The organism is Streptomyces sp. NPDC091280 (genome assembly GCF_044768565.1).
Taxonomy (GTDB): Bacteria; Actinomycetota; Actinomycetes; order Streptomycetales; family Streptomycetaceae; genus Streptomyces.
Genome location: NZ_JBIVUZ010000008.1, coordinates 428,762 through 440,797, shown reverse-complemented (window position 1 = coordinate 440,797; position 12,036 = coordinate 428,762). Strand labels below are relative to the sequence as shown.

Genomic DNA, 12,036 nt, shown 5'->3' with positions numbered 1-12,036 from the left:
ACGGCGCCGGTCGTGGCGTGTGCCGCGGCGCCGTCCGCGGATAGGGTGGACGGTGATCGACGGTGACGGGCTGGGTGAGGGTGGCGGGCGGCGTGGGCGGTGCCGAGGAGAGCAGGAACACGGGCACCGGGCGCCCGACGTCACGGGACGTCGCCCGCCTCGCCGGTGTGTCGCACACCGCGGTCTCCTTCGTGTTCAACGGCCGGGCCGAGGGCAATCTCTCGTCCGCCACCCAGGAACGCATCCGGGAGGCCGCGGCCCGGCTGGGCTACCGGCCCGACCCGGTGGCCCGCGGGCTGCGCCGCCGCCGTACGGCCGTGATCGGGCTGGTCACCGATGAGATCGCGTCGTCGCCGTTCGCCGGGCGGCTGCTGCGCGGTGCCATGGAGACCGCCTGGGACAGCGACCATCTCGTCCTCACCGTCGACTCCGGCGGTGACCCGGTCAAGGAGGACGCGGCCGTCGCGGAACTGCTCGACCGGCGCGTGGACGGCATCATCTACGCCGCCATGTCACTACGGCGGGTCCGCGTCCCCGAAGGCCTGCACCGGACCCACTCCGTGCTGGCCAACTGTCTGCCCGAGGACGACTCCCTGCCCGCCGTGGTCCCCGCCGAGCGGGCGGGCGGCCGTACGGCGGCCCGCCTGCTCCTCGACGCGGGCCACCGGCGGCTCGCCGTGATCGGCGGCCTGGCCGACATCGCCTCGGCGGAACGCACCCGAGGCATCCGGGACGCGCTCCGCGCCGAGGGCGTCACCGTGCCCAAGGAGTGGATCGTGCGCGGCGGCGGAGAGATCTCCGCGGGCTACGCCGGGGCGCTGCGTGTCCTCGACGGCATCGAGGACACGCGGCGCCCCACAGGCATCCTCTGCTACAACGACCGGGTCGCGGCGGGCGTCCTGCACGCCGCGACCCGCCTCGGCATCGATGTACCCGCCGAGCTGTCGGTGATCGGCTACGACGACCAGGAGCACATGGCCGCCTTCCTCACCCCGCCTCTCACCTCGGTCGCGCTCCCGCACCGGGCGATGGGCGAGGCGGCGACCCGACTCCTCCTGGACGCCATCGAAGCGGGCCGGACACCACCCGTGACGGTCAGCCGCGTGGCGTGCCCCGTGGTGACCCGCGACTCCGTGGGCCCGGCCCCGACCCGCTGACCCTCATTCGGTCTCGTCAGCCGCGCCGCCCTCCGTCCGGTGCCCACCCCGTGACCCGGGCCCCCGGCCCGTCGACCAGCAGCTCGGCGATGTCGTCCGGGTGCCGGTAGACGCGCTCCGTGACCATGGCTCGGTCCGCGACGAACAGTTCGAGGAGCGAGCCATCGACGAGGAGCCGGAGCGTGAGGTCCGGGCCCTTCGGCACCTGCACGGTGATGGGGGCGGAGCCTTCCCTGCCGGTTCGTGGCCAGGCGGTGCGGTCGAGGACGACGGTTCCCGAGGCGGGGTCCGCGTGGACCGTCAGCTCCCGGCCCGTCGCGTCCCGGAGCAGGCTCACCCTCGTCGGTCCGTGCGCGGTGACCGTCAGGTCGTACGCGTGGGGCAGCGGATGCCGCCCCTGCGGCGCCGTGACGAACGGCTCGGCCGGGTGCAGCAGTTCGAGTTCCAGGGCCGGGCTCACCCGCAGGGAGCCGTCGGGGTGGACGTCGACCACGCGGGGTGCCGTGAGTACGCCCGCCCAGCCAGCCCGGTCCGTGTCCTCCTGCGGGCGGGCCTCCCACGACCAGCCCCACAGCAGTGCGCGGTCCGGTTCCTGGAGGACGGCGGGGGCGTAGAAGTCCCGTCCCTGGTCGAGTCGGCCGCCGGTACGCGGCACGAATCTCAACTCGCCCTGGTTGTCGAACTCCAGACGACCCGTCAAGTAGCCCGTGCAGCAGGGGTCTCCGTCCCACAGGGACACCACGAGCACGTGGTCGCCGCCCGCCGTCCGGTAGATGTGCGGGCACTCCCACCCCACCGACTTGTCGCCGAACACGGCCGCGGCCACCGGGTCGTCGCCGTCCAGCAGCACACCGGCGAAGCGCCAGTCGGTCAGGTCGTCGTCGCAGTCGTAGAGCAGGACCGACGGTGTGCCGTCGGCGTGGCCGGCGCCGACGAGGGCCCAGCGCCGGTCCGCGTGGTGGAAGACGAACGGGTCGCGGAACATCACCACGTCGAGTCCCGGCGGTGGCCCGGCCACCACGGGTGTCGGCAGTGGCTTCCACGCGGTCAGCAGTTCGTCGTCCGGGTCGGCCGCCCGTGCCAGGCAGATGGTGCCCAGGCCCGCGTGGGCACGGTCGACTCCCGTGTACACGGCGGTCGGTGTGCCCGCGTCGTCGGTCACGCAGCCCGACCAGCAGCCCGCCTCGTCGGGGCCGCCGGGGGTCGGGGCGAGCGCGATCGGGTGGTGCCGCCAGTGCGCGAGGTCGGTGCTGGAGGCATGGCCCCAGTGGACGTTCGCGTGCACCGGAGCGTCCGGGTTGTGCTGGTAGAAGAGGTGGTAGCGGTCCCGCCAACGGAACGGCCCGTTGGGGTCGTTGATCCAGCCGGCGGGCGGACGGACCCTGAAACGCGGTGCGTTGGGGTCATGGCTCAACGGTTGACTCCTGCCGAGGTGATGCCCTCACGCAGAGGGCGCTGGCCGACGACGAACACGGCGAGAGCGGGGAGCATCGACAGCACGACGCCCGCGAGGACCACGGAGATCGAGCCGGTGCCGAGGTTGCCCTGAAGGGAGACCAGCCCCAGCGGCAGCGTGTAGTTCTGGCTGGAGGTCTCCAGGATCAGCGGGCGGAAGAACTCGTTCCAGTGGTAGTTGAAGGCCAGGACGCCGACGATCGCCAGGCCGGGCGCGGCCAGGGGGGCGTACACCGAGCGGAAGACCCGCCAGGGACCCGCGCCGTCCAGCATGGCCGCCTCGCCCAGGTCCTTGGGCATACCGAGGAAGTACTGGCGCATCAGGAACGTGCCGAAGGCGGTCGGGAAGGCCGGGACGATCAGGCCGAGCAGGGTGTCCGTGAGGCCCATCGACTTCAGCACCAGGAACACCGGCACGATGGTGACCTGCAACGGCACCATCATGGTCGCCAGGACCAGGCCGAACAGCGGCTTCTTGAAGCGGAACTCCATGCGGGCGAAGGCATATCCGGCCAGGCCCGCCGTGATCATCTGGCCCGCGGCGATCAGTGCCGTCACGAGGGTGGAGTTCAGGGCGAGCAGCCATACGTCGATCTGCTGGAAGACCCCGCGGTAGGCCGCGGTGGTCGGGTGGGTCGGGATGATCTGCGGGGGCAGGTCGAAGGACTGGGCCGGAGTGCGCAGGGAGGTGGAGACGGTCCAGATGACCGGGCCCAGTGTCAGCAGGGCGCACACGGTCAGCGCGGCGATCCGGGCCCAGGGGGAGAGGGAGTGGCGGACGCGGCTCAGGGTGAGGGTCGGGGTCGGGGTTGCTTGGCTCATGCGGCTCACCGGCTCACTGGTAGTGGACGAAACGCCGGCTGAGCCGGAACTGGACGGCGGTGACCGCCATGATCACCGCGAAGAGCAGCACGCCCACCGCGGACGCCTCGCCGAAGTCGAGCTGCTCGAAGGCCCGTTCGTAGATGACCATCACCACGGTGCGGGTGGCGTCGCCGGGTCCGCCGTCGGTGAGGACGTAGGGCTGCTCGAAGACCTGGAGGGCGTTGATGATGCCGACCACCGACGCGACGAGCAGAGTCGGTGAGAGCAACGGCAGGGTGATGCCCAGGTGTTTGCGCAGGCCGGTCGCGCCGTCGAGGGCGGCGGCCTCGTGGATCTCCTTGGGGATGTTGTTCAGACCGCCGACGAACAGCAGGAAGGAGAAGCCGAACTGCTGCCAGACGTAGACCAGGACGACCGTGGCCATCGCCGCGTGCTCCGAGGTCAGCCAGGGCACGGGCGCGATGCCGACCAGGCCGATCAGCCAGTTCACCACCCCGAAGTCCTGGTTGAACAGGTACTTCATCACCACCGAGATGGAGGCGGCGGACAGCACCAGCGGGAAGAAGAATGCCGAGCGGAAGACCGAGCGCAGCCACACCGGCATCCGGCCGTCGACGACGATCGCCAGTGTCAGCGCGATCAGGAGTTGCAGCGCGACCGCGAACACCATGAAGACGAGCGTGTTGCGGAAGGAGACCAGGACGGTCGAATCGGTGAAGGTGGTGCGGTAGTTGGCGCCGCCGGCGAAGCGGGGCGGGTCGATCACGTTCCAGTGGAACAGGCTCAGCACGACGGACCCGATGATCGGCACGACCGTGAAGACGACGATGCCGACGACCGTGGGCGCCAGGAACAGCGCGGCCAGCAGCCGGGTGCCGCGGTCGCGGACGGAGGGCCGGGCGGCGACGGCGGGTGTCGGGGCCGGCCGTGAACTCACTTCCTGCACTTGGGTGTTCGTCATACCTCACGCTCCATGGCCTGCTCCAGGTCGCCCTGCATCCGGCGCAGCGCGGGTCCCACCGCGCGCGGTGACGCCAGTGCGGTGCCGGTGTACTTGAGCAGGACGTCGGTCACCTCGGCGACCTGCGGTGGCGCGGGGATCGGGCCGGTGTCGGGGAACCGGTCGAGAGTGTCGTAGAAGACCTGCCAGTGCGCCGGGCCGGTCCCGGCGTAGCGGGCGGCGGTCATCATCGAACGGCGGGCGGGGGTCGTCTGGTTGCCCTGGAACAGCCGGGTCATCGTGTCCTTGCGGGCGGTGTACTTGATGAACTCCCAGGCGGCTTCCTGCTTCTTGGAGGTGCGCAGCAGCGCGTAGCCCGCCGCGCCGAACTGGTGGCGCTGGGTGCGCCAGCGCGGGAAGTACTGCACGTCGTAGTCGGCGGCCCGCATGCCGGCCAGATGCAGGCCGCCCGCCCAGAAGCCGCCCGCCGGGGTGACACCGACGCGGCCGGTGGAGAACACCCCGACGAGGTTGGTGCCGCTGCCGCCCTCGGGACGCGAGCACAGGTCCTCCCGCACGAGGGAGGCGAGATAGTCGTACGACTCCTCGACCCGGGCGGAGGTGGCCTGCGGGGTCGTCCAGCGGAAGCCGCCGCCGCGGCCCCGCCGGTCGGCGGCCGGGTAGAAGTCGTCCCACAGCCAGGAACCGCCGGGCGCCTTGGACTCCTTGAGCAGGTTGGTGCCGTTGGCGAAGAGCCAGGGCACCACACCGCCCCACAGCCGGTTGGTCCAGAAGTACGGCGTGAAGTGCGCGCCGCCCGCCCGCTTCATCTCCCGCAGCAGCGCGGTGAAGTCGTCGCGGCTCCAGTCGGCGGCCGGGAAGTCCGCGCCGGACCGCTTCAGCACCTGTCTGTTGAGGTACATGTCGGCGGCGTTGAACTCCATGGGGAGCTGGTAGAGGCTCCCCTCGTACATCATCGACTCGACGAGGGACGGGTGGACGTCAGCGAAGTACTCGCGCAGCTCGGCCGCGTCCCGGCGCACCCATCGGTCCAGGGGCACGCCGAGCTTGCGGGCGAACAACTGCACGCCCTCGGTGGCCACATAGACCAGGTCGGGTGCGGTGCCCGCGGCGATCTGGGTGAGGATCTTGGCGAAGAAGTCCGACCAGTCGACGGCCTGCACCGGGTTCACCCGCAGCGGGATGTCGGGGTGGATGCGGTGGAAGCCCTTGGTCAGGGCGTCGACGGTGGCCGGGTCGAAGGCGGAACCGAGGGTGGCGACGACGAGGGAGCCGTCGTCGCGGCCGGGGATGTCGGTTCCCGTCAGCCGGTCCCAGCTGGCGGCGGTACCGGCCAGGGCGGCTGCGCCCGCCCCGTACGCGCCGTACCGCAACAGCGTGCGGCGGGAGAGGTTCGAGTCGGTCATCGAGTGGGCCTAACTCGTGTTAGTTCAGGGTTGATGCCCAAGATGATGAGAACCGGGCCATGGGCCTGTCAAGAGTCGGAAACGCTTGACCTTTAACGAGTTAGGTCTACAGTCCTCGTTCACGTGAACCGCTGTTGCGTGTTCAACTGAGCCGCTGTTGTGAGAGGAAACGATTTGCCATGCCTGGATTCTCGGGGACATCAGGGATCTCGCGGAGAGCGTTGTTGGCGGGGTCGGCGGTAGGGGGAGCCGCCGCTCTGCTGCCGGCGGGGGCGGCGACGGCCGCCGTACCGAAGCCCCAGGCCACGGCCAGGACCAAGGACAGGAACCCGGACAAGGCGGAAGTCGCCGCCAAGTCCGCGGCGAGCTGCGCGAGTTACCGCGCCGACTACCACTTCACGGTCCCCGACCAGTGGAAGAACGACCCGCAGCGGCCCGTCTGGATCGACGGCGAGTACCGCTACTACTACCTCTACAACGCCGACTACTTCACGGGCGTCGTCGGCACCGCGTGGCGGCTGGCCACCAGCAAGGACCTGGTCTCCTTCACCGACCGCGGGGTCGCCGTGCCCAAGGACACCACGTCCAACGGCGATCTCTGGTCGGGCTCGGCGGTGGTCGACACCGGCAACACGGCCGGGTTCGGCGCGGGCGCGGTCGTCGTCATCGTCACCATGTCCCCCGGCGGCGGCACCGACCACCAGGAGCAGTTCCTGTACTACTCGACCGACGGCGGGCTGACCTTCACCAACCACGGGACCGACCCGGTCCTGCCCAACCCGGGCGTCGCCGACTTCCGCGACCCCAAGGTGATCCGGGACGAGGACCGGGGCCGCTGGGTGATGACCCTCGCCGAGAACGACAAGATCGGTTTCTACCACTCCGACGACCTCAAGTCCTGGTCGCACGTGGGTGGTTTCATCCACGACGGCATCGGCGTGCTGGAGTGCCCCGACCTCTTCCGGATCACCGCCGGTGACGGCGCCGTGAAGTGGGTGCTCGGCGCGAGCGCCAACGGGAAGAGCTCGGGGCTGCCCAACACGTATGCCTACTGGACGGGTTCCTTCGACGGCACCACGTTCACCGCTGACACGAGTGACCCGCAGTGGCTCGACCACGGCTGGGACTGGTACGCGGGCGTCACCTTCGAGAAGCGGGACGCGAGCGGCACGGTGGATCCGGCCGCCCGGTACGCGATGGCCTGGGTGAACAATTGGGACTACGCCAACACCACCCCCACCATCGACTGCGACGGCTTCAACGGCACCGACTCCGTCGTCCGCGAGGTCACCCTGAAGAAGGCGTCCGACGGCACGTACTACCTCGCCTCCCAGCCGGTCGCGGGCCTCGACTCGTACGTCTCGCGCACCGTGGACCTGGGCGACGTGAGCGTGGACGGCACCTTGGTGCTCGACTACACGGGTATCTCCTACGAGGTGACGACCGAGATCACCTGGTCCGAACTCACCGGCGCCGGACTCCAGTTGAGGCGCTCACCGGACGGCGGCCGGCACATCGACGCCGGGATCTACGCCGACTACGCCTTCCTCAACCGCCGCAACACGGTGAACGCCGACACCTCCGGCAACTGGCAGGAGAGCCACACCCCGTTCGACCCGTCCGGCGGCTCGGTGAAACTGCGCATCCTGGTGGACCGTACATCGGTGGAGATGTTCGTCGACGACGGCCGCCATGTGCACACCAGCCAGGTGTTCCCGTATCTGCTGGACACCCGGCTCGCGCTGTTCACGATCGGCGGCAGCGCGGTGTTCCGCGACACGGTGATACGCGAGTTCTCGGTGTGAGCCCGGCCCGGGGCACCACTGCGGACGGGCACGGGTAATCCGACCGTCGGAAGTGCGGGTGCCCCGGGCGGCACAGCGGTGTACGGCGCGACCGGGCACGCTCGGGCGGAGCGGCAGCCCACTGCACCGCGCCGCGCCGCCCCGCCCGGTGTCGTCACAGGATCCGAGATCCTTCGGCGGCGGCCGATGTCACAAAAACGGGGGGCCGGTTCGTCGTCCAGGAGATCGACATCCCGCGACAGGGTGTCCAGGCCTTTGTCACCCCTGTCCCGACAGAACCGGAGAAAACGTGTTCGCCGCCTACATCACGGTCACCATCCTCGGCGCGGTGTTCAACGGCGCCGCCGCCGTCACTTACCTGATCGGCCACGAATACCCCAAATCCCAGGCGGACATGAAGGGCATACCCCGCAAGTGGGTGCCGGTGCTGGGCATGCTGCTGGCGGCGGGCACCGCGGGCCTGCTGGCCGGGCTCGCGGTGCCGTTCCTGGGCACCCTGGCCGCCTCCGGGCTCGTGCTGTACTTCATCGGCGCGATCTTCGCCCACCTGCGGGTGGGCTCCCGCAACATCGTCGGCGGGATCGTGTTCCTCGCCACGGCGGCGGCCGCCCTGACGCTGGGAGTGCTGGACCACGGAGCCTGGTGATCCCGGAGTCCGACCACTGACCCGCCCCCCCAGCAACCAGCACCTACCGGCGCTCGGCCTCGATGGTGAGGAAGGAGTGCGGCGGCAGGGTCAGGGTCAGGCCCCGGTCGGTGACCGTCAGGGCGTCGAAGGGGCGCGGGGAGACCGCTCCCGGTGTGTCCGCGCTGTTGTGGTCCTGGAGCTTGTCGGCGGTCAGGAGGCGCGCGGTCGGTTCGCCGAGGGTGCCGCCGCGCAGGTCGAGGGTCACCTCGGCCGGCTCCTCGGCGTCCAGGTTGGTCAGCGAGATGAGGACCGTGCTGTCCTTGACGCTGGCCGAGGCGGAGAGCATGTCCAGTTCGGCGTCCGCCACTTGGCGGCGGGCGTCGTCCGTGCGCAGGTGGACGGTGAGTGAAGTGGCGTCCTGGTGGCCCTTGTTCATCTCGAACACGTGGTAACTGGGCGTCAGCACAAGGGAGTCGCCGTCGGTGAGGATCATCGCCTGGAGGACGTTGACGGTCTGGGCGATGTTCGCCATGTGCAGGCGGGCCGCGTGCTTGTGGAAGATGTCGAAGTGGGTGGAGGCGACGAGCGCGTCGCGCAGGGTGTTCTGCTGGAACAGGAACCCGGGGTTGGTGCCCGGCTCGACGTCCCACCAGGTGCCCCACTCGTCCAGCACCAGACCGACCGTACGACCGGGGTCGTAGACGTCCATGACGGTGGAGTGGCCGGTGAGGATGCGGTCGAGCTTCCGGGCGGCGGACAGTGTCCGGTAGTAGTCGTCGGCGTCGAAGACGGTGGCGCTGCCCTTGGCCTCCCAGGGGCCGATCATTGTGTAGTAGTGGACGGACAGGGCCTGGAAGAAGTTCTTCGGGGTGGCCTCGCAGCCGAAGCAACTGATCTGCTGCATCAGTGTCTCGGTCCACTTGTAGTCGTCCTCGGAGGCGCCGGAGGCGATGCGGTAGAGCTTGTTGTCGCCGTGGTCGCGGCAGTAGGTGGCGTACTGGCGGGAGAGGTCGGCGGCGTACTCGGCGCGCATGTTGCCGCCGCAGCCCCAGGTCTCGTTGCCGATGCCCCAGTACGTCACCCGCCAGGGCTCCTCGCGGCCGTTGGCCTTGCGCAGACGGACCATGGGGCTGTCGCCGTCACGGGTGAGGTATTCGACCCACTCGCTCATCTCCTGCACGGTGCCGGAGCCGACGTTGCCGCTGATGTACGGCTCCGCGCCCAGGAGTTCGCACAGGGCCATGAACTCGTGGGTGCCGAAGTGGTTGTTCTCCTCGACGTTGCCCCAGTGGGTGTTGACCATCCGGGGGCGTTCGTCGCGCGGCCCGATGCCGTCCTTCCAGTGGTACTCGTCGGCGAAACAGCCGCCGGGCCAGCGGAGGTTGGGGATGTCCAGGGCGCGCAGGGCCTGCACGATGTCGAGCCGGATGCCCCCTTCGTTGGGTACCGGTGAGTCCTCGCCGACCCAGAAGCCGTCGTAGATGCAGCGGCCGAGGTGTTCGGCGAAGTGGCCGTAGAGATGGCGGCTGATCGTCGGTCCCTCGATGTCGAGGTTGATGACCGCGGTGGCGTTGGACATGGACGGCCTCCTGGAGTGTCGCGTGGGTGGGTGTGCTGCCGAGCGGTCGGGTCCGCGCACGGGTGCGGACCAGCCACGGGCGGGATGCGTCGGGGGTTTCCGGCGACTGCCTTCGCCGGCGCCGGACGTCAGGGCGTGTGGTCGGCGCCCGTGGCCGCTGTCCGCACGGACGACGACGCGCGTACGCGCAGTTCGAAGCCCGCGGCGTCGGTCCGGCCGGGCAGTTCCCGGAAGTCGCTCAAGGCCATACGGGAACTCAACAGCGCGACGGCCTTGCGGGCGATCGACTCGCGCTGGGGGTCGACGGTGGTCAGGGGCGGTGAGGTGAAGCGGGCGGCTTCGATGTCGTCGAAGCCGGTCAGGGCCACGTCGTCCGGGACGGCGACACCGCTGCGTTCCAGTACGGACAGGGCACCGATGGCGACGACGTCGTTGTAGCAGAAGAGGGCGTCGAAGCGGACGCGGGTGCGCAGCAGCCGGGTCGCGGCTCCTACCCCCGCCGACCACAGGTCGGCGTTGTCCACGCCGAGGACGATCGAGTCGTCGTAGGCGACGTCGGCCTCTTCGAGGGCCCGGCGGTAGCCGTGCAGACGCCGTCCGCCGGCTCGCGGACCCGTCTGTTCGCAGATGGCGGCGATACGGCGCCGGCCCTGGGCGAGCAGGTGGGCGACGGCCGCGTGCGCGCCCTGCTCGTCGGCGATCTCGACGTAGTCCAGGTTGAGCCCGGCGGCCTGGGCCGGGCGCTCGCCGAGGACGACGGTGGGCTGGGCGACGGGCAGCGTCAGGTACTCCTCGGGGCTGAGCGCGTGGGGGACGTAGATGACGCCGTCCACGAGTTCGCCGTGGGAGGTGGTCAGCAGGGTCCGCTCGCGTCGGGCGTCCCCACGGGTGGGCGCGAGCACCACCTTCAGTCCCTGGGCCTCCGGGGCGCTGATGATCTGTTCGGCCAGTTCGGCGTTGAACGGCTGGTAGACGTTCGGGATCACCAGGGCGATGGTGCCCGTGCGCCGGGAGCGCAGACCGCGGGCGAAGGGGTTGATGCGGTAGCCGAGTTCCTCGACGGCCGCGCGCACCCGCCGCTCGGTCTCCTGGCTGAAGGAGCCGGTGCCGTTGACGACGTTGGAGACCGTCTTGGTCGACACCCCGGCGCGTTCGGCCACGGTGCTCATCGTCACGCCCCGCCCCATGCCGACATCCCTCCCAACGTCGATTCACGGACCGTCAGTTCGAAGTCGGCGACGATCAGCCGGCCCGTGTCCGCGGTGGCCGTGTTGTTCATCCGGTCGATCAGCAGGGTCAGCGCCTCACGGGCGATCTGCGCCGTGCCCGGACCGATCGAGGTGAGTGCCGGATACGAGTAGCGGGCGTCGTCGATGTTGTCGAAGCCCGCGACGGCCACCTGGGCGGGGATTCTCAGCCCCGCCTCCTGTACGGCGTGCAGGGCGCCCAGCGCCAGGGAGTCGGAGAAGGCCACCACGGCGTCGAAGCGGATGCCCCGCTCGATCAGCAGCCGCACCCCGGCCGCGCCCGCCTCACGGTTCCAGTCGGAGGTGGCCACCTCGTGGACCAGTTCGGGCAGGTACGGCAGGTCGGCGTCACGCAACCCGTCCCGGTAGCCGTCCAGGCGCAGATGGGCGGCGGCCTGGTCCGGCCGGCCGGAGTGGTCGGCGCCGAGTACCGCGATCCGGGTGTATCCCAGCGAGACCATGTGGGCGACCAGGGCCCGCAGACCCTCCCGGTTGGCCATGGCGACGCGGTCGACCGGGGCGTCGTAGGCCCGTTCCGCCATGAAGACCGTCGGGACGGTGTGGGCGACGGTCCGGGCCTGCGCGTCCGACAGGCCCAGCGGGCACATCAGCAACCCGCCCAGGTGGGGCCCGTGTTCGCGGGCGAGCGCGAGTTCGGCCTCGGCGTCTCCGTCGGTGAGTTCGATCAGCACGGTCAGTTCATGGCGTTCGGCCTCGCGCATGATCGCTTCGGCGAGCGTGGAGTAGTACGGCTGGGTCAGCCGGGGCAGCGCCAGTCCGACCAGGCCGGTCCGGCCGGTGCGCAGGTTGCGGGCGACCGCGTTGGGACGGAAGTCCAGTTCGACTATGGCCGCGGTGACTCGCTGCCGGGTCCGCTCGCTGACACTGGGCTCCTCGTTGACCACCCGGGACACCGTCTTGAGGGACACCCCAGCCCGCTGGGCCACGTCATGCATCGTGGACATGGCAGAAC

10 protein-coding genes are annotated in these 12,036 nt (G+C 70.2%); 3 read left to right on the top strand and 7 right to left on the bottom strand.

Going from position 1 to position 12,036, the window contains the following annotated elements; genetic code table 11:
• Window positions 1–92 precede the first annotated feature (92 nt).
• Entirely contained in the window at window positions 93–1,157 is a 1,065-nt protein-coding gene (locus ACIQPR_RS25700) for a LacI family DNA-binding transcriptional regulator (protein WP_403652703.1), read from the top strand.
• 16 nt (window positions 1,158–1,173) lie between these two features.
• Here ACIQPR_RS25700 and ACIQPR_RS25695 read toward each other — a convergent pair whose 3' ends face one another.
• Genes ACIQPR_RS25695 through ACIQPR_RS25680 form a run of 4 tightly spaced genes read right to left on the bottom strand, consistent with a single transcriptional unit; the run spans window position 1,174 to window position 5,804 of the window.
• Entirely contained in the window at window positions 1,174–2,571 is a 1,398-nt protein-coding gene (locus ACIQPR_RS25695; RefSeq protein ID WP_403652406.1) for a glycoside hydrolase family 32 protein, read from the bottom strand.
• Window positions 2,568–3,434, bottom strand: coding sequence for a carbohydrate ABC transporter permease (locus ACIQPR_RS25690; RefSeq protein WP_403652403.1), 867 nt, complete (start codon window positions 3,432–3,434; stop codon window positions 2,568–2,570). Before ACIQPR_RS25690 ends, ACIQPR_RS25695 begins: the two co-directional genes overlap by 4 nt.
• A gap of 13 nt (window positions 3,435–3,447) precedes the next feature.
• Window positions 3,448–4,398, bottom strand: coding sequence for a carbohydrate ABC transporter permease (locus ACIQPR_RS25685; RefSeq protein ID WP_403652400.1), 951 nt, complete (start codon window positions 4,396–4,398; stop codon window positions 3,448–3,450).
• Window positions 4,395–5,804: an extracellular solute-binding protein gene (locus ACIQPR_RS25680; protein ID WP_403652397.1), complete on the bottom strand. Its 1,410-nt coding sequence runs from the start codon at window positions 5,802–5,804 to the stop codon at window positions 4,395–4,397. The genes ACIQPR_RS25685 and ACIQPR_RS25680 overlap by 4 nt, the downstream gene beginning before the upstream one ends.
• A 179-nt stretch (window positions 5,805–5,983) precedes the next feature.
• Here ACIQPR_RS25680 and ACIQPR_RS25675 point away from each other — a divergent pair, with 179 nt between their 5' ends.
• Window positions 5,984–7,609, top strand: coding sequence for a glycoside hydrolase family 32 protein (locus tag ACIQPR_RS25675; protein WP_403652394.1), 1,626 nt, complete (start codon window positions 5,984–5,986; stop codon window positions 7,607–7,609).
• 289 nt (window positions 7,610–7,898) lie between these two features.
• Window positions 7,899–8,255, top strand: coding sequence for a DoxX family protein (locus ACIQPR_RS25670; protein WP_403652391.1), 357 nt, complete (start codon window positions 7,899–7,901; stop codon window positions 8,253–8,255).
• A gap of 43 nt (window positions 8,256–8,298) precedes the next feature.
• On the opposite strand, the gene ACIQPR_RS25665 is transcribed toward ACIQPR_RS25670, so the two are convergent.
• The 3 genes from ACIQPR_RS25665 to ACIQPR_RS25655 all read right to left on the bottom strand — a co-directional run bounded on the left by ACIQPR_RS25665 (window position 8,299) and on the right by ACIQPR_RS25655 (window position 12,028).
• Window positions 8,299–9,816, bottom strand: coding sequence for an alpha-N-arabinofuranosidase (locus ACIQPR_RS25665; RefSeq protein ID WP_403652389.1), 1,518 nt, complete (start codon window positions 9,814–9,816; stop codon window positions 8,299–8,301).
• A 128-nt stretch (window positions 9,817–9,944) separates the two neighbouring features.
• Complete coding sequence (locus tag ACIQPR_RS25660) at window positions 9,945–10,985, bottom strand: LacI family DNA-binding transcriptional regulator (RefSeq protein WP_403652700.1); 1,041 nt, start codon at window positions 10,983–10,985, stop codon at window positions 9,945–9,947.
• Between the two features lie 2 nt (window positions 10,986–10,987).
• Window positions 10,988–12,028, bottom strand: a complete 1,041-nt coding sequence (locus ACIQPR_RS25655) for a LacI family DNA-binding transcriptional regulator (protein ID WP_403652386.1) — start codon at window positions 12,026–12,028, stop codon at window positions 10,988–10,990.
• Window positions 12,029–12,036: the final 8 nt, after the last annotated feature.